Annotated in this window: 17 protein-coding genes; 2 read left to right on the top strand and 15 right to left on the bottom strand. The window is 66.5% G+C overall.

What is annotated here, in order from left to right; all coding sequences use genetic code 11:
* Positions 1–26 precede the first annotated feature (26 nt).
* The 7 genes from KKR91_RS05955 to KKR91_RS16980 form a co-directional block, all read right to left on the bottom strand.
* Positions 27–875, bottom strand: coding sequence for an SseB family protein (locus tag KKR91_RS05955; RefSeq protein ID WP_210230633.1), 849 nt, complete (start codon positions 873–875; stop codon positions 27–29).
* Positions 876–880: 5 nt separating this feature from the next.
* A complete protein-coding gene (gene priA / locus KKR91_RS05950; protein ID WP_210230631.1) occupies positions 881–1,630 on the bottom strand; it encodes a bifunctional 1-(5-phosphoribosyl)-5-((5-phosphoribosylamino)methylideneamino)imidazole-4-carboxamide isomerase/phosphoribosylanthranilate isomerase PriA in 750 nt (249 codons plus the stop codon).
* Between the two features lie 106 nt (positions 1,631–1,736).
* A complete protein-coding gene (locus KKR91_RS05945) occupies positions 1,737–1,892 on the bottom strand; it encodes a hypothetical protein (protein WP_210230629.1) in 156 nt (51 codons plus the stop codon).
* Positions 1,893–1,896: 4 nt separating this feature from the next.
* On the bottom strand, positions 1,897–2,535 hold the full coding sequence (gene hisH / locus KKR91_RS05940; protein WP_210230628.1) for an imidazole glycerol phosphate synthase subunit HisH: 639 nt from the start codon (positions 2,533–2,535) through the stop codon (positions 1,897–1,899).
* Complete coding sequence (gene hisB / locus KKR91_RS05935; RefSeq protein ID WP_210230626.1) at positions 2,532–3,149, bottom strand: imidazoleglycerol-phosphate dehydratase HisB; 618 nt, start codon at positions 3,147–3,149, stop codon at positions 2,532–2,534. The genes hisH and hisB overlap by 4 nt, the downstream gene beginning before the upstream one ends.
* 198 nt (positions 3,150–3,347) lie before the next feature.
* The gene (locus KKR91_RS05930; RefSeq protein WP_210230624.1) at positions 3,348–4,457 is read right to left on the bottom strand and encodes a histidinol-phosphate transaminase; all 1,110 of its coding nucleotides are present in this window, start codon (positions 4,455–4,457) and stop codon (positions 3,348–3,350) included.
* Between the two features lie 218 nt (positions 4,458–4,675).
* Positions 4,676–4,930 (bottom strand): LysM peptidoglycan-binding domain-containing protein, encoded by a 255-nt coding sequence (locus KKR91_RS16980; protein WP_237687508.1) that lies wholly within the window; start codon positions 4,928–4,930, stop codon positions 4,676–4,678.
* A 582-nt stretch (positions 4,931–5,512) separates the two neighbouring features.
* On the opposite strand from KKR91_RS16980, the gene lexA reads away from it, so the two are divergent.
* Complete coding sequence (gene lexA / locus KKR91_RS05920) at positions 5,513–6,343, top strand: transcriptional repressor LexA (RefSeq protein WP_210230620.1); 831 nt, start codon at positions 5,513–5,515, stop codon at positions 6,341–6,343.
* Positions 6,344–6,532: 189 nt separating this feature from the next.
* Here lexA and KKR91_RS05915 read toward each other — a convergent pair whose 3' ends face one another.
* A complete protein-coding gene (locus tag KKR91_RS05915) occupies positions 6,533–8,584 on the bottom strand; it encodes an ATP-dependent DNA helicase (RefSeq protein WP_210230618.1) in 2,052 nt (683 codons plus the stop codon).
* A complete protein-coding gene (hflX, locus tag KKR91_RS05910) occupies positions 8,577–10,148 on the bottom strand; it encodes a GTPase HflX (RefSeq protein ID WP_210230616.1) in 1,572 nt (523 codons plus the stop codon). The genes KKR91_RS05915 and hflX overlap by 8 nt, the downstream gene beginning before the upstream one ends.
* A 117-nt stretch (positions 10,149–10,265) precedes the next feature.
* Here hflX and KKR91_RS05905 point away from each other — a divergent pair, with 117 nt between their 5' ends.
* Positions 10,266–10,886, top strand: coding sequence for a class I SAM-dependent methyltransferase (locus KKR91_RS05905; protein ID WP_210230614.1), 621 nt, complete (start codon positions 10,266–10,268; stop codon positions 10,884–10,886).
* A 113-nt stretch (positions 10,887–10,999) separates the two neighbouring features.
* On the opposite strand, the gene dapF is transcribed toward KKR91_RS05905, so the two are convergent.
* The 6 genes from dapF to KKR91_RS05875 form a co-directional block, all read right to left on the bottom strand.
* A complete protein-coding gene (dapF, locus tag KKR91_RS05900) occupies positions 11,000–11,941 on the bottom strand; it encodes a diaminopimelate epimerase (RefSeq protein WP_237688448.1) in 942 nt (313 codons plus the stop codon).
* 35 nt (positions 11,942–11,976) lie between these two features.
* Entirely contained in the window at positions 11,977–12,927 is a 951-nt protein-coding gene (gene miaA, locus KKR91_RS05895) for a tRNA (adenosine(37)-N6)-dimethylallyltransferase MiaA (protein WP_210230611.1), read from the bottom strand.
* 13 nt (positions 12,928–12,940) lie between these two features.
* On the bottom strand, positions 12,941–14,458 hold the full coding sequence (gene miaB / locus KKR91_RS05890) for a tRNA (N6-isopentenyl adenosine(37)-C2)-methylthiotransferase MiaB (protein ID WP_273544732.1): 1,518 nt from the start codon (positions 14,456–14,458) through the stop codon (positions 12,941–12,943).
* Between the two features lie 478 nt (positions 14,459–14,936).
* Positions 14,937–15,803 (bottom strand): aggregation-promoting factor C-terminal-like domain-containing protein, encoded by an 867-nt coding sequence (locus KKR91_RS16975; protein ID WP_237687507.1) that lies wholly within the window; start codon positions 15,801–15,803, stop codon positions 14,937–14,939.
* Positions 15,804–15,884: 81 nt separating this feature from the next.
* Complete coding sequence (locus tag KKR91_RS16970) at positions 15,885–17,225, bottom strand: coiled-coil domain-containing protein (protein ID WP_237687506.1); 1,341 nt, start codon at positions 17,223–17,225, stop codon at positions 15,885–15,887.
* Between the two features lie 30 nt (positions 17,226–17,255).
* A complete protein-coding gene (locus KKR91_RS05875; RefSeq protein ID WP_210230609.1) occupies positions 17,256–17,849 on the bottom strand; it encodes a regulatory protein RecX in 594 nt (197 codons plus the stop codon).
* Positions 17,850–17,851 lie beyond the last annotated feature (2 nt).

The following is a 17,851-nucleotide window of genomic DNA, read 5'->3' as shown; positions in this document are numbered from 1 at the left end:
TCTCCGGCGGTCCCCCGCCCGACAGGTCAGCGCGTGATTTTTAGTTCCAGGGAATCAACGCGCTCAACAAAAACGGGATCGGCAGCGAGACGTTGCTGCAGTGCTGACGCAATAGCCTGCACCGCCTGCGCATCCAGTCCCGGTGCCAGTTGAAGAACCATTCTAAGCTCAGGCCCGGCACCCCCTCCGGCCACGACATTCCCGCGGGCGGAGCGGGTGGCTGTGCCGGGTCCCTGGACCAGCTGCACACCGGTGACGGCGCGTTCGGCCGATACTGCGGCGGAGACACTCGCCGCCACCTCTTCATCCGCATAGGACGGCGTCCAGGTCCGCTGCTGCGCAAGCGCCCACATCGCAGGCCGGCGTACGACGAAAGTCACATCAGCACCCGGATCCACGACCAGCAGCTGGGCTTCCTCGGAGACCGCGGACAGCGCAGCACGCGCGGCATACACGGCGACCGGACGGGCCTCGGCATGCCATGCCTGGAGCGCCGGCACGGAGGTGAAGACGGGCAGGGCCTTGCGCCCATCCGGCGCCGTCAGCGTGACCAAGGCCATGTCGGCCTCCTTGTCCGCGGTGAGGCCGTGTTCGCCCTGCGCCTCGGCGCCCAGGGTGGCCACAATGGGCACAAAGACGCGGGCGGTGGCCAGAGCGGCAACAACCTCCGCCTCTGTACCGGTACCTGCCTCCAGCGCGGCCAGCGCGGCCAGGTAGCCCGCATCGGCACCGCCGTCGTCGGCATCGAAATTGTGCAGCGGATTACCCTCGCCGGACAGGTCCCGGCCGGACCAGGACTGCCCGGCGGAATCGGCGGGGCCGCCGGCTCCGGCGAGGGCTGCGGCGATGTGTCCCGGAAGGGCGCGCTCAGCCATGGGTCCTAGCGCTCCGGATGTCCGGCGACGTCGAAGGCCTGCGGCAGCGTGAAGGCGCCGGCATACAGCGCCTTCCCCACAATGGTGCCTTCCAGGCCCAGCGGTACCAGCTCGCGCAGGGCGGCGAGGTCATCCAGGGAGGAGATCCCGCCGGACGCTACCACCGGGCGGTCGGTGCGCTTGAGGACTTCGCGCAGCAGTTCCAGGTTCGGTCCGCGCAGCGTTCCGTCCTTGGTGACGTCGGTGACGACATAGCGCGGGCAGCCGGCGTCTTCCAATCGGGCCAGGACCTCCCAGAGGTCTCCGCCTTCCTTGGTCCAGCCGCGGGCGGCCAGGGTAGTGCCGCGCACGTCGAGGCCGACGGCGATCGCGTCACCGTAGCGGGCGATGGCGCTGGCGGTCCATTCCGGGTTTTCCAAGGCCGCGGTGCCCAGGTTGACCCGGCTGGCACCGAGCTCGAGTGCCATATCCAGGGAGGCATCATCCCGGATGCCGCCGGACAGCTCCACCTTGATGTCCAGCTCCTTCACCACGCGCTTGAGCAGCGGAAGGTTGGAGCCACGGCCGAAGGCTGCGTCCAGGTCCACGAGATGGACCCAGGCGGCGCCGTCGTTCTGCCAGGCCATGGCGGCGTCGAGCGGGTCGCCGTAGCTGGTCTCACTGCCGGCCTCGCCCTGGACCAGGCGCACGGCCTGGCCGTCGGCGACGTCCACGGCCGGCAGCAGTTCAAGGATGGGGGTTTCAACGAATGACATGGTTCTGCTTTCCGTGGTGGAGGCGGAGGGGCGCGGTGCCGTTGGGATGATTACGCGGCGTCGGCTGCGCGGAGTTGATTTTGCGGGGTTGTTTACGCGATGTTGTTTACGCGGTGTCGATCAGGAGGTAGGCGCCCAGCAGGGCCATGCCCGCCAGGATCCAGAAACTGACGATGATGATTTTGGACATGCCCTGGCTGCGGAACGAGATGGCGCCGCCGATCAGCAGGCCGGCCAGGCCCATGAGAATAAGGCTCCACATAGCTCTAGCCCAGCGTCTTCAGCCAGTTTTCCAGCAACGCCGCACCGGCATCACCGGACTTTTCCGGATGGAACTGCGTGGCCGTCAGAGGCCCGTTTTCCACGGCTGCCACAAAGCGGCTGCCGTGTTCGGCCCAGGTGACCTGGGGTGCGCGCATGGCCGGCTGGGTGACGTCAAAGTCCCACTTCTGCACGCCGTAGCTGTGTACAAAGTAGAAGCGTTCGTCCTCGATGCCGGCGAACAGCTGCGAGCCTTCCGGCGGCTGGACCGTGTTCCAGCCCATGTGTGGCACCACGTCGGCGTCCAGACGTTCCACGACGCCGGGCCACTCCCCCATGCCGGGGGTGCGGACACCGTGCTCCACGCCCTCGTCGAAGAGGACCTGCAGGCCCACGCAGATGCCCATAACGGGGCGTCCGCCTGCGACGCGGCGGCCGATCATGCGCAGGGCGTCCACGTCTTTCAGGCCCTGCATGACGGCGGCGAAGGCACCGACACCGGGGACCAGCAGTCCGTCGGCGTTGAGCACGTCAGCGGACTTGGCGCTGAGCGTGACGTTGGCACCCACATGTTCCAGTGCACGTACGGCAGAGCGGATGTTCCCCGAGCCGTAGTCCAGGACTGTGACGTTGCGGGTACTCACAGGGCCCCCTTGGTGGAGGGGATGCCGTCCACCCGGGGATCGGGCTCGACGGCGGCACGCAGCGCGCGGGCGAAGGCCTTGAACTGGGCCTCGACAATGTGGTGCGGATCGCGGCCGCCGAGGACCCTCATGTGCAGGCAGATCTGCGCGTGCAGTGTGATCGCTTCGAACACGTGACGGGTCAGGGAACCGGTGAAGTGCCCGCCGATCAGGTGGTATTCCTGGCCTGCCGGTTCACCTGAATGCACCAGGTAGGGGCGCCCGGAAATGTCGACGACGGCGTTCGCCAGCGCCTCGTCCAGGGGAACCGTGGCTTCGCCGAAGCGGCGGATGCCTGCCTTGGTGCCCAGCGCGGTCTTCAGCGCCTCACCGATGCTGATGGCTACATCCTCAACGGTGTGGTGGACGTCAATGTGGGTGTCTCCGGTGGCCTGGACCGTCAGGTCGATCAGGGAGTGCTTGGCCAGGGCCGTGAGCATGTGGTCGTAGAACGGCACCGAGGTGCTGATGTTGGACTGGCCGGTTCCGTCCAGATCCAGTTCGACGACCACTGACGACTCGCTGGTTACCCGCTCGAGGCGGGCCGTGCGTCCGGTGGTGGTCTGAACGGTCATGGTTTTCCTTTGAAAGAAGGTGGTCTCTGGTAACAGTTTAGTGGCTGGGCTCCGCGGCACCGCCGTGCGTCCTGAGTGTGACAGGCGCGTCCCCCTGCCTGGACGCCGGGGACAGGCAGCCTGCCCGGGCGCTGCCGCTGGCACAGGCCGGCCCTGCGGATACCCGGCCTGCCGGATACCGGCCTGCCGGATACCGGCCTAGCGGATGCCGGCAGCGAGGAGCTCGCGCAGCCGGGCCAGGAAGGCACTGGTTTCAGGTTCCGTTCCGGCCGTCACGCGCAGATGGCCGGGGATGCCGACGTCGCGGACCAGCACACCGGCTTCGAGCAGGCCTTCCCAGAGAGCATGGGGATCTTCGAGACCGCCGAAGAACACGAAGTTCGCGTCCGAGGGAGCCGGCTTCAGACCCAGTTCCTGCAGTTCGGCCACGATCCGGTCGCGCTGGATCTTGATCGCTTCCACGTTGGCCAGCAATGCGTCGGCGTGCTCCAGGGCTGCACTGGCCGTGGCCTGTGTGATGGCCGAGAGGTGGTACGGAAGCCGGACCAGGCGCAGCGCGTCCGTGACCTCCGGTGCGGCTGCCATGTAGCCCACCCGGGCGCCGGCGAGTGCAAACGCCTTGCTCATGGTGCGGGACACGATGAGCCGTTCGCGACCGGGCAGCAGCTCCAGGGCACTGGGTGTTCCGGCATGGAAGAACTCTCCGTAGGCCTCGTCCACGACCACGATCGCGGACGAAGCCTCTCCGGCTTCGTAGACCGCCTTCACCACGTCCAGGGACAGTGCAGTTCCCGTGGGGTTGTTCGGTGTGCAGAGGAAGACAATGTTGGGAGCCTGCTCACGGACCTGTTCCGCTGCGGCTTCCGGCGTCAGGGTGAAGTCGTCGCTGCGGACGCCGGTGACGTAGCGCGTGCCGGTGCCGCTGGCCAGCAGCGGGTACATCGAGTAGGTGGGAGGAAAGCTCATGGCGGTCCGGCCGGGCCCGCCGAAGGCTTGGAGGATGTGCTGCAGGACCTCGTTGGAGCCGTTGCCGGCCCAGATGTTATCGGGTGTCAGCCCGTGGCCCAGATATCCGGCCAGCCGTTCCCGCAGTTCAGTGAATTCACGGTCGGGGTAGCGGTTCAGTCCTGCCACCGCCTGTTCCACGGAAGCCACGATGGCCTTGCGCACCTGCTCGGGCAGTCCATGGGTATTTTCGTTCACGTTCAGCAGGATGGGCACTTCGAGCTGCGGCGCACCGTAGGGCGTCAGGCCGCGCAGATCGTCGCGCAGGGGAAGTCGGTTCAGTCGCTCCAGCTGTTCAGTCACCTGTACAGCTTAAGACCGCGGGGTGAAGGGGAAAGAATTGTTGCGGGCTCGGCAGGCCTTTTTCCGCAATAGGCGGAACCGGCAGGCTCTGCATAAGCCGGACGGCTCTGGGCAGCGGGGCGGCCCTGGCTAGCGGGTATCCCTGAGTAGCGAGGCGACGCCGGGGCGCCGGAACGCAGTGCAGGTCCGACCGCGGTGCGGATCGAATGCAGAATGCGTCAGCGGGCGACCGGAATAAACAGCTGAACTCCGGCAGGGATACGGTCATCGCTCAGGTTGTTCAGTTCAATCATGTCGGCAACAACGGCCCGCGGATCCCGGTCTGGTGCGTATTCCTGTGCGAGCCCCCAGAGAGACTCGCCGGGTCCGACGCTGACCTGGACTGTCCGGGTGACGTCCGGTCCGCCGTTGGATGCCATGGCCGGAGCTGTGAAGAACCCGAGCATGGTGAGTGCGGCCGCTGCGGTGAGCATCGCAGGAAGGCCAATAAGCACCAGGCGCCCGCGGCGGGTCAACCGCAAGGGTGCAGCCGGGCTGGCCGGGCTCGCCGTATCAAGGGCAGATGGATCTCCGGCGGACGGAACTTCCGAGGTACTGCGAAGTTCCGAAGCGGGGGAAAGTCCAGGGGTAGTGAGAAGTGTAGGGACGGGCATAACATCACCTTTCCGGCTCGATCGCTACGGAAGGAACCCGAAGCTGTATTCGAACATTTGGCGGCCATCTCGCATATTTTCGTCCCCGTATCCTGCTGGGTCGAAACTATGTTCGATTCCTTGCTGAGTTATTTCTAGCACCTATCTACTAACAAAGTCGAGACTCACTCGAACAAATGTTTGAAAAGCTTCCCCTACTCGCCTAGCGTTGTACCAGTAAGAGGTTGATCCGGTGCCAGCCGGCTGACCCGGGACAAAAGTCCCGCTTCGGCCGATATGGAACACTGAACCACCTGCCTCTGACACAACGGCCGGCGCGGCTTGCACAGCGTTCCGGCTGCTCCACCATTCACCGACCAGCTCCCGGCCAACCCGGCCAGCTGACCCGAAGGGAAACCCACCGTGGCCCGCAGGACTGTTTCCGAAGACAGCACCAATCAGCCAGCCGCCGCAGCCGTGCGTCCCAAAGGGCTCACCCCCCGGCAAAAAACGGTGCTCGAGATGATCCAGCGGTCCGTTAGCACCAACGGGTACCCGCCCACCATGCGCGAAATCGGCGACACGGTGGGGCTGGCCAGCCTGTCCAGCGTGACCCATCAGCTGGTCCAGCTGGAGAAGCTGGGCTACATCCGCCGCGACCCCAAGCGCCCCCGTGCCATGGAGATCCTTATCCCCTTGATGCTGCGCGACGGCAAGGCTGAAGATCCGGCAGCGGGCGGATCAGCCTTCGGCACAGGGGTTTCCCCGGACACGTCGGCCGGCGGCCGGGCCCAAGGGATCGCAGGTAACGCCGAAGGGCGCTCCGGACAGGATTATTCCGCACCGCTGGCCTCGGTCACCGAGCTCTCCACCTCCGTGGATACGGCCATGGTTCCCCTTGTCGGCCGCATCGCCGCAGGCGGGCCGATCCTCGCGGAGCAGGTGGTGGAGGACATCATGCCCCTGCCGCGGCAGCTGGTGGGTCACGGCGACCTCTTCATGCTCAGGGTCTCGGGTGATTCGATGGTCGATGCGGCAATCTGCGACGGCGACTGGGTGGTCGTCCGCCGGCAGCCCACCGCCGACAACGGCGACATCGTTGCAGCACTGCTTGACGACGAAGCCACAGTGAAGACCTTCCGGCAGCGCAACGGCCACACCTGGCTGCTGCCCCAGAACACCCGCTATGAGCCCATCGTGGGCGACCACGCGGTGATCATGGGCAAGGTAGTCTCCGTGATGCGCTCGCTCTAGCAGCTTCTCCCGGTTCGGCGGCCCACAAAGGGAACAGACGCCAGAGCCGGACAATCCCGCAGAGGTTGCAGATACAAAAGGCGGCCGGATGGATTCCGGCCGCCTTTGGCGTATCCGCCTTTGGCGTCTGCCCACGCGGATACTTCCGAACACGTTACTTCCGCACTCTGTCCCTTCCGCAGGGATCACTTACTTCCGGGCGGTGCGCTGCACTTCCTGCCCACCGGACTGTTCCGCAAGACGGCCCAGGACCTTGAGCACCACAGAACGGTCAGTGGTGGACCAGAACGGGGGCAGGGCGGCCCGAAGGAAACTGCCATAGCGCGCCGTCGCCATCCGTGAATCAAGGATGGCGACCACACCGCGGTCGCCGGAGGCGCGGATAAGGCGTCCGGCTCCCTGAGCGAGCCGCACGGCGGCATGGGTCGCGGCAACGGACATAAAACCGTTCCCGCCGGCCTTCGCCACGGCGCGGGTGCGCGCCGTCATCAGCGGATCATCGGGGCGCGGGAACGGAATCCGGTCGATCATCACCAGCCGGCACGAGTCACCGGGCACGTCAACGCCCTGCCAGAGTGACATGGTTCCGAACAGGCAGGTGTCAGGCTCCTCTGAGAACTGCTTCACCAGCGCCGACATGGAGTTCTCGCCCTGGCACAGGATCGGGAAATCCACGCGGGACCGCATGGCGTCGGCTGCGTCTTCGGCGGCCCGCCGGGACGAGAACAACCCCAACGCTCCCCCGTTGGATGCCGTCAGGAGCGCCTCGATTTCATCCAGCTGCGCTTCGGAGGTGCCGCGCTCAGGCTTGGGCAGGTCCTTCGCGACATACAGCACGCCCTGCCGCGGATAGTCGAAGGGGCTGCCGACGTCGGTGCCGGTCCAGGCAGGCGCTCCCGGGCCGAGCAGCCCCAGGGCTCCGGCCACGGGCCCGAATTCGGAGCCAATCGCCAGGGTCGCAGAGGTCAGCACCACGGTGTGTCCGTCAAACAGGCCCTCGCGCAGGCGTCCGGCCACGGACAGCGGTGCCACGTTCAGGGTGGCCGGTGCCGTTTCATCCGGCGGCGAATATCCGCCCGAGGGCGAGAAGGAACTGGGGCGTGAGGCCCAGATGACTTCTCCCGCATCCGGCGCCAGGACCAACCGCTCGCAGATTGCGAGGACGGCCATCAGCCTCGAGCGCGCCGTCTGGCGGCCGCCGTCGGCCGTTTCCCCGGGTTCTGGCTTGGAATCGGACAGCGCCACCCGGCACGCTTCACGCACCCGGGCCACCGCCTGCCCCTGTTCTTCGTTCAAGCCGCTGGGCAGCAGTCCGGAGGGGACGTCCTCCATCGACTTCTCAAAGGCGCGGGCGGCCTGCGCCAGCTCCTCCACACTGGCCGAGGTGTGCTTCCGGGCAGCCGTCACCGCCGCGGAAATCACTGTTCCGGACAACTGACCGGTCACGGCACCGGTGACCCGGTCCTGCAGTTCGTGGGCTTCATCGATGACAACGACGTCGTAGTCCGGCAGCACGGCCAGACCTTCGAACGCGGCAATGGCCAGCATCGCGTGGTTGGTAATGACGACGTCGGCCACGGCCGCCTGCGCGCGCGCACGCTCGCTGAAACACTCGGCGGCGACAGGGCATTTCTGCGCACCGAGGCACTCCATGGACGTTACCGATACCTGGCGCCACGCTTTGTCGCTGACACCGGGCACCAGATCGTCGCGGTCTCCGGTGTCGGTCTCCTCAGCCCATTCACGCAGCCGGAGCACTTCCCGCCCCATGGGCGAGGTGGGAGCTGGAGAGGGGTGGGCCACGGCGCGGTCCTCCCCCATGGTGAACAGGACACCGCCCGGATCCTCATCTTCCGGGAAGCCCCCGCCGGTCTTGTGCAGGCACACGTAGTTGCTTCGGCCCTTGAGCAGCGCCACGTCAACCTCGCGCGGCAGCTTGGGCTTGAGGGTCTTGAGCAGGCGCGGCAGGTCACGCCCGACAATCTGGGACTGCAGCGCCAGGGTGGCGGTGGAGACGAGCGTGGGCTTGGTGCTGTCCAGGGCGTGATGGATCAGCGGCACCAGATAGGCCAGCGACTTGCCGGTGCCGGTCCCGGCCTGCACCAGAAGGTGCTGTCCTTCATCAATGGCGTGCGTGACCTGGCGGGCCATTTCATGCTGGCCGGGACGGTTCTGCCCGCCCATGCCGGCGACGGCGGCGTCCAGCAGTTCCAGGACGTCGCCGGTGGTGTCTTTACTCATGGGTGACGAACGGCTCCAGATCAGATGCCAGGCCTTCGCGGACCATTACGTGCAGGCGGGTGCCTTCCTCGGAATGCTCCACGGAGAGGATTTCGGTGTCAGAGCTGTGCAGCCGGGAAACAACGTCGCCGCGTTCGTAGGGCACCAGCAGCTGCAGGTCCACGCCGGGGCGCGGAATGCCTTCGGAGATGGCCTGCAGCAGGTCATCCAGACCCTCGCCGGTCCGGGCGGACACCACAACGTGGCGGCGTTCCTTCTGGCGCAGCCGTTCCAAGACAAACGGATCGGCGGCGTCGGCCTTGTTGAGCACGATGATCTCAGGCACGTTCCGGGCGTCCACATCGCTGAGCACGGTGCGAACAGCAGCGATCTGGCCCTCGGGATCCGGATGCGAGGCATCCACCACGTGCAGGATCAGATCGGCGTCGGCCACCTCCTCCAGGGTGGAGCGGAAGGCCTCCACCAGCTGGGTCGGCAGGGACCGCACAAAACCGACGGTGTCGGCCAGCGTGTAGCCGATGCCGTCTTCGGTCTGTGCCTTGCGGATGGTCGGATCCAGCGTGGCGAACAGGGCGTTCTCCACCAGCACCCCGGCGTCCGTAAGCCGGTTCAGCAGCGAGGACTTGCCGGCGTTGGTGTAGCCGGCAATGGCCACGGAGGGCACCTGGTTGCGATGCCGGTTGGCCCGCTTGGTTTCCCGGGCGGGCTTCATGCCGGCGATTTCGCGCCGCAGTTTCGCCATCCGGGTACGGATCTTCCGCCGGTCCAGTTCAATCTTGGTTTCACCGGGACCACGCGACCCCATGCCGGCGCCGGCGCTGCCCACCTGGCCACCTGCCTGGCGGGACATGGATTCACCCCAGCCGCGCAGGCGCGGCAGCAGGTACTCCAGCTGCGCGAGCTCCACCTGGGCCTTGCCCTCACGGGACTTGGCATGCTGGGCGAAGATGTCCAGGATCAGCGCGGTGCGGTCAATGACCTTGACCTTGACGATGTCCTCCAGGCCGCGGCGCTGCGACGGGGACAGCTCGCTGTCCACGATCACGGTATCCGCGCCGGTGGCAGCAACGATGTCCTTGAGCTCCTGCGCCTTGCCCGAGCCCAGGAAGGTGCCCGGATCCGGCTTCAGGCGCCGCTGGATGATGCCGTCGAGCACCTCGGAGCCCGCGGTCTCGGCCAGCGCGGCCAGCTCCTGCAGCGAATTCTCGGCGTCGGCCGCTGTTCCCTCGCTCCACAGACCGGCCAGTACCACGCGCTCCAGGCGCAGCTGGCGGTATTCGACTTCGGTGACGTCTTCGAGTTCGGTGGACAGCCCGGCCACGCGCCGCAGGGCGTGGCGTTCGCGCAGATCCTCCTGGTCGCCGTCGTGCTCCGAGTGGCCTGCATCGTCCATGGACAGTGCTTGGGCCCTGCCCCGGGGTGCGTTGCCGTCGGGCGCCTTGGCCTCGGCTGCATCTTCCTTGGCGAGGATCCTGTCAATGACCCCCTGGATATCCTCCGGGCTCAGCTCCGAGTTGGGCTGGGCGGAACCGGACGTGCCAGGACGGGAATTGTTGATCGTCATAATCTCCTTATAAGCCGTGTTCTCCATGGTAAGTCAGTGCACGGACATTTGGGCGAGTGTTCCCGCTCCGGCCTCCGGTTTCACCAGCCCGGCGCAGACCCACTAATCTGGTTTGTTATGGGTTCAGACCATTACTTCAGTTCACGGCCCTCGGGCCCCGAGGTCCGCAGGCCGCTACGAGTTACCCTCGACGGCGTCGAGCGGACCCTGGTGACCTCCGGCGGGATCTTCAGTCCCGATGCCATCGACAAGGGAACCGTGATCCTGCTGGACGAGGTCCCCGATCCGTCACCCGCAGGCAACCTGCTCGACATTGGCTGCGGCTGGGGGCCGATTGCGCTGACCATGGCCCTGAAATCCCCCGGTGCCCGCGTCTATGCCGTCGATGTCAACGAACGCTGCCTGGCCCTGACCAGCGACAATGCCGCTGCCCTTGGCCTGGCCAACGTCACCGCATCCCGCCCCGAAGACGTGGACGCCGATCTGCGCTTCGACACCATCTGGTCCAATCCGCCCATCCGCATCGGCAAGGACGAACTGCATGCCCTGCTGCTGCTGTGGCTGCCTCGTCTGGCCCCGCAGGGCACCGCCTGGCTGGTGGTGCAGAAGAACCTGGGCGCCGACTCGCTGCAGAAGTGGATCGCCGAGCAGCTCGGCAGCGGGTACCTGGTCTCCCGGTACAGCACCGCCAAGTCCTTCCGGATCCTGAAGATCGTCCGCAAGACCGCGGACGCCTAGGTCTCGTCGCCGGTTTTGTCCTGAATTATCTGCAATTATCCGGATAATCCGGTGCTTGATTCCATGACAGATCCAACCGGGCCAGCGGGCAGTTTATTCCGCCCGTACGCCTCCTAGAGCAGGGTGCCGCGGGCGACCAGGACGGCGGGACCGCTGAGTTCAACGTGTTCCCGCCCGTCCTCGGCGGTGAGGAACCGGACGCCGACGACGCCGCCGGGCACGGTGACGGCCCATTCGTTCGGAGCGTCGCGGCCGGCCCAGAAGCGGATGGCGACGGCAGCCGCGCAGGCACCGGTGCCGCAGGAGAGGGTCTCCCCCACGCCGCGTTCATGGACCCGCATGGTCAGCAGTCCAACACCGTCCACCACCAGGGGCTCAGCGGGAACCACGAATTCCACGTTGGTGCCGTGCTCCGGTTCCGGCTGCACCGAGGGCTTCGTGTGCAGGTCGGTGGCAGCCAGTTCGGACAGCTCAGCCAGGGCCACCACGGTATGCGGGTTGCCCATGCTTACGGACAGGCCCGGGCGGGGAACCTCGAGACCGCCGGCGTTGACCACTGCATCCATGGCCTTGGCTGCGGCATGATCGGGGTAAATGAATTCCCAGGGCCCCATGTCCACCGCGTAACCGCCCTCGATCCGGGTAACGGTCTTGATTCCGGCGCGGGTGCCGATGGTGAGGGTTTCACCCTCACCAATCTCCGCCAGCCCTTCGGCAAGCAGGAAGTGCACAAACACCCGCACGCCGTTGCCGCACATCTCGGACAGGCTGCCGTCGGAGTTGCGGTAGTCCATGAACCATTCCGCGGCCGGATTGGTCTGCAGCAGGGCCTGGCCCTCGGGCAGGTGTTCGGAGCGCACGGCGCGGATCAGCCCGTCGGCACCGATTCCACGGTGCCTGTCGCAGACCGCTGCCGCGGCGGCAGGGGAAAAGTCGTGATCCCCGGCGGGGTCGGCCACCAGCACAAAGTCATTGCCGGTGCCGTGGCCCTTGGCGAAGGGAAGGCCGGCCAGGGAGACGGGCAGGCCGGACGCGGAAACCCCTGAATCGGGCAGGCCGGCAGCGGACGAGGGGGTGGAGAGTGTTGTGTTCACTGTTCAAGGATAGCGGCGGCGGCCCGGGCCGTGAGGTCGGGATCGTCCCAGTCCAGCCACGTGATCCGGGGATCGGCCCGGAACCAGGTCAGCTGGCGGCGGGCGAACTGGCGGGTGGCCACCACAGTCTGTTCCGCTGCCTGCGCCACGGTTGATTCGCCGTCGAGCACTTGGAGGAACTGCGAATAGCCCAGGGCGCGGCCGGCGGTTTTGCCTTCGCGCAGCCCGCGGGCCTCCAGTGTCCGGACTTCTTCCAGCAGCCCCTGCTCGACCATCTTGTCCACGCGGGCGGCCAGCCGCCGGTGCAGCAGGCTTCGTTCCACATTCAGTCCGAGCTGGACGGCGGGCTGGACGTACTCACGGGTGGGCATGAAGGAGCTGAACGGGCGCCCGGTGAGCCGGTGGACTTCCAGGGCGCGGACCACGCGCCGTCCGTCCCCCACCCGCTGCGCGGACACCGGATCCACCGCGCGCAGCCGCTCGCGAAGAGCCTCGAATCCTACCGTTTCCAACTCGCGTTCCAGTTCCGCCCGCAGCGCCGGATCGGTCCCGGGGAACTCCAGCACATCCAGGGCGGCCCGGACATACAGGCCGGAGCCTCCCACCAGGATGGGATACCGTCCGCGGGACTGGATGTCGGCGATCAGGGCGCGGGCCTGGGCCTGGAACGCCGAAACGCTGGCCTCTTCGGTCACATCCATGATGTCCAGCAGATGGTGCGGCACACCGCGGCGCTCCGGGACGCTGATTTTAGCGGTGCCGATATCCATGCCGCGGTAGAACTGCATGGCGTCGGCGTTGATCACTTCGCCGCCGAGTTTCAGGGCGAGGTCCACTCCCAGGTCGGATTTGCCGGAGCCGGTGGGGCCGACGACGGCGACCACGGGGTGGGTGCGCGCGTCACCGTGGGCATCGCGCGGGGCATCGGCAGAAGAAGAATGGTGCATTGGAGATCCGGACCTAGGCGCGCGGAGGCAGCGTGGGCATGCCCAGTGAAACCCCCGGTTTGCCGCCGGCGGCCGCGGGAGCCGGAACGCCGCAGGATTCGGCCTGCGACCGGTCCCAGGCATCTCCGGCGCGCGACCTGCGCAGTGAATAATCCGCTGCGGAGGCCGGATCCGACACCAGATGGAAGGACGCTGCGGAGGTCACCGGCACGGTCACCAGGTCGCCCGGGCGCGGCACCGGGCAGCCCTCGGGAACCGAGAAGTGCACCAGGCGCTGGTCGCGGGACCGGCCGGACAGGCGGCCGGTCTCGTCGGACTTGCGGCCGGAGCCGGCGGTGACCATCACCTCCACAGTGGTACCGACCTGCTTGGCGTTCTCCTCGGCGGCAATGCGGTCCTGCAGCGCGGTCAGCCGTTCGAACCGTTCCTGCACCACTTCCTTGGGCAGCTGGTCCTCCAACTCCGCCGCGGGTGTGCCGGGGCGTTTGGAGTATTGGAAGGTAAAGGCGGTGGCAAAGCGGGAGCGCTCCACGACGTCGAGCGTGGCGGCGAAGTCCTCTTCGGTTTCGCCGGGGAAGCCGACGATGATGTCGGTGGAAATGGCTGCATGCGGCATCCGCTCGCGCACGCTGTCCAGGATGCCCAGGAACTTCTTCGAGCGGTAGGACCGGCGCATGTCCTTGAGGACCTTGTCCGATCCGGACTGCAGCGGCATGTGCAGCTGGGGCATGACGTTGGGGGTCTCGGCCATCGCGTCGATGACATCCTGCGTGAAGGCTGCCGGATGCGGGCTGGTGAAGCGCACGCGCTCCAGGCCCTCAATGCTGCCGCAGGCGCGCAGCAGTTTGGCGAAGGCTCCGCGGTCGCCAAATTCGACCCCGTACGAGTTCACGTTCTGGCCCAGCAGCGTGACTTCGATGGCGCCGTCGTCGACCAGTGCCTGGATCTCGGCCAGGATTTCACCGGGACGCCGGTCCCGCTCCTTGCCCCGCAGCGCGGGAACGATGCAGAACGTACAGGTGTTGTTGCAGCCCACGGAGATCGAAACCCAGCCGGCATAAACGGAGTCCCGCTTGGTGGGCAGGGTGGACGGGAAAACGTCCAGCGATTCCAGGATTTCCAGCTGCGCCTCGTCGTTGTGCCTGGCGCGCTCGAGCAGGGCCGGCAGGGAGCCGATGTTGTGCGTACCGAAGACGGCGTCCACCCAGGGAGCCTTGCGCTGGATGGTTTCGCGGTCCTTTTGCGCCAGGCAGCCGCCGACGGCAATCTGCATGCCGGGCCGTGTTTCCTTCACATGCGCCAGCATGCCCAGGTTGCCGTACAGCTTGTTGTCAGCGTTTTCCCTCACCGCGCAGGTATTGAAGACGACGACGTCGGCCGTGTCGCCGTCGGCCGGCACGTAGCCGGCGTTTTCCAGCAGGCCGGAAATCCGCTCGGAATCGTGGACATTCATTTGGCAACCGAAGGTCCGTACCTGATAGGTGCGCGGGGGCCGCAGCTCTTCGGCGGGAGAAGGCGTGGATATAGTCAAGCTCACAATTCCAGAGTACCTGCCGCGGGCGGGGCCGGTGGTCTTCCGGCGCCCGCCCCCCTCCTAGCGGGAGCAGCCACAGGACCGGAACCATGAACACCAAGGCCAGGACCGCGTTCACGGCGGCAAAGGCATGCGTCCAGCGCCCGGCCACGTAAAGAACGACGGCGAACACCGCCTCCAGCACCAGCACCAGCACCAGCACCACGATGATGTACGGCAGCCAGAAATCCCAGAGCGTCACAGAAGGAGCGAGTTCATGGTCCTGTTTCTTCGTTGAGCTGGCGAATGGAGGCATGCAGGTCGTCCCAGTCCTTGAGCAGCAGCGCCAGGAGTTCGCTGCCCTGCTCGCTGGTCCGATAGACCCACAAAGACCGGAGGAAAGGCCTATACCCCTCCTGTCCAGGAGCATGGATTCGCTGTTAAATACGGCGGCCGCCCCGGCCTCGAAGGGCAGGGGCGGCCAGGGCCGCAATGGTTAGTACCAGTTGTTGGCGTAGTGGAAGTTGAGTGCTCCGCAGGGGGTGCCGTAGCGGGACGCGATGTAGTCCAGACCCCAGTTGATCTGGGTCTTGTAGTTGGTCAGGTAGTCACCGCCGGCTGAGGCCATCTTCTCGGCTGGCAATGACTGCACAATGCCGTACGCACCGCTGCTGGCATTGGTGGCACTGGTCATCCAGTTGGATTCCTTCTCCCAGAGGGTGTCCAGGCACGTCATCTCGGAAGCCGCCCAGCCGCGGGCCGCCAGGGCAGATGCAGCGTAGGCCTTTGCCCCCGCCGGATCATCCACCACCGCCGGAGCGGCTGCCTCTTCGGCGGCCTGCGCGGCTGCCTCGGCTGCTGCTGCCTCCTCGGCTGCAGCCTGCTCAGCCGCCTGGGCTGCCGCTTCGTCCTGCGCTGCCTGTTCGGCGGCTGCCTGTTCCTCGGCGGCCTGGGCCTCGGCGGCCGCAGCCGCATCCGCGGCCCGGGCGTCCTCAGTTGTCTGGGCTTCCCCTGCCGCCTGGGCCTCGGCAGCTTCGGCCGCACCCGCCTCGCCGGTGCCGGCTTCGCCGCCGCCGGCGGCGGACTGCTCCGTCTCGGCTGCGTCCTGGGAATCTGTGGGGATCGCCGACTGGCTCTCGTCGTTGCGGTCCGGCCCGACCAATGGCGTGGTCAGTCCGGCCAGTCCGGCGCGCAGGTCATCTCCCTGTAGTGCAGCTCCCGCAATACAGGAAAAGGCCAGGGCTCCGGCAACCGCGACGGCACCGAAACGAAGCTTTCGGGTGCGTTTGTCACGGCGGCGCTTCTGGGCGAGTTCCCGGCGTCCGGGGATATTTCCTGGGGCGTTGTGGTCTGCGTCGGTCATGGAAGGGAACGTACAGACGGATTCTGGGAACCGGTAACATTTTCATAACAACCCGGTTGACAGCCGGGTGGAGGACGAGCTTTAATACCAGTTTTTGTCTTCTGAATGCTGCCAGGCCGCACAGGGATTGGCGTAGCGCCACTGGATGTACCCCAGGCCCCATTCGATCTGCGTGCGGTAGTTGGTCCGCCAGTCCGCACCCACGCTGGCCATCTTGTCGCCGGGGTAGGACTGCGGGATACCGTAGGCGCCGCTGTACGGATTGTTTGCGCTGGTCCGCCAGCCGGATTCACGCTGCCAGAGGTTCAACAGGCACCGGAACTGGTCCTGCCCCCAGCCGTAGGCACCCAATCTGGAGGATGCATAGGCCTGGGCAGCGGCAGGATCATCCACCGGGACAGGGACGGGTGCAGGGGCGGGGACCGGCGCAGGAGCCGGTTCAGGGACAACGGGTGCAGGTGGTACTGGAGGGGCCGGTGAAACTGGTTTGGGTTTTGGGACCTGCGGCGCGGGTATGGGAATAATCACTGGATCCCGGCCTCCTGCCGCCGGTGGAGCCAGCTGTCCCGACCCGCGGTTTACCGTTACGGATCCGGTCTCGCCCGCAGTCTCTTCCGCCTGGCGGGCCGCCTGCTGCTGACGGTACGTTTCCTCCGCCTGGAGCCCCCGGATACGTTCGGTTTCCACTTGGACGCTGGTGCCGCGGAGGTCGGCCAACTGCTCCAGCATCAGGGCGCTGCGCTCCTGCTGCTCCCGCACGGCCGCGTCGGCAACGGCCGCAGCTGCTTCGGCATCGGAAGCCAGCCTCTGGGCTTCACCGGCTGATTCCTCGCGGATCCTGACCGCCGCCGATTCCTTTTCCTCCAAGCTGTGCAGCACGTTGGCCGCTGCCGTGGACTGTGCATGGAGATTGCCGGTGCGGTCGGTGAGGCCCTGCAGGGTCGTGAGCCGCTCCATCGCCCCCACCGCTTCATCGGCGTCCAGGAGCATCAGCAGACTGGAGTCCATGCCACCGGTCTTGTAGGTCTGCGCGGCCAGCGCACCCATCTGCTCAGAGAGCAGCTGTGCCGACTCCGCAGCTTCCTGCCGCTGCCGGGAAAGAACATCAAGGGCGCGGTTGTTCTCTTCGGCTTCGGCCGCCGCCCGCTGGTACTCCCCGGAGGCCTGCACTGCAGCTGTTCCGAGGCTGCCGGCATCAGCGGTGAGCTCGCCGAGCAGCTGTTCGATCTCGGAAACCTGGCCGGCTTTGTCGGCAGCGTTCTCCTTGGCCTGCTCCACCTCTTCCCACGTGGGGAAATCGCCGGCGGCAGCCGGAGCGGCCGGCGCAGCGGTGAGGACCGCGGCGGTCAGCACGGCGGTCATCAGCACGGAACCGAGGGAAACCTGAGTTAACTTCTTCCCCCGCAGCAACATAGTCAACATCGTGGCTCAGCATACGGTACCGATGGGCGATTACCCTAGGGGCTCCTCCCAGGCATCATCGGGCTGCTGTTCCAGGACGTCTCCGATGACCTCGTTCACAACGCGGTAGCCGACCGAGGGCGAGTAGCCCTTGCGGGCAAGCATGGAAACCAGCCGGCGAGCCTGCTTGTCGCGGGCGGCCCGGTCGGTCAGGTCAACCGAGGACTGCAGTTTCCGTTGTGCCAGGGCCCGTGCCGCTGCCAGTTCATCTTCGTCGCTGACCTGCTCGAGGGCTTCTTCGGCCAGCTCACCCGCGATCCCCTTGTCTGCCAGTTCACGCTTGAGCGCACCGCGTGCAAGGGACTTGGTTTGGGACCTGCTCGCAACCCATCTGCGGGCGAAGTCTGCGTCGTCAACCAGCTGGACTTCTTCAAAGCGGTCCAGGACCGCCTGTATTACCTCGTCAGGAATGTCCTTTTCGGCCAGTTTCACCGCCAGCTGGCGCCGGCTCTTGGGCGAATTGGTGAGCTGCCGAAGCACGATGTTCCGTGCCGTGGCATAGGGATCAGCCTCGCGGGACCGTGCAGCGGCGGGTTTTCCGGACGATGCCTCCGGTCCGGAAAACCCGTCACTCTGCGTATCCACGG

It is taken from the genome of Arthrobacter jiangjiafuii, from assembly GCF_018622995.1.
GTDB classification, from domain to species: Bacteria; Actinomycetota; Actinomycetes; order Actinomycetales; family Micrococcaceae; genus Arthrobacter_B; species Arthrobacter_B jiangjiafuii.
This window is presented reverse-complemented; position numbering and strand designations above follow the sequence as displayed.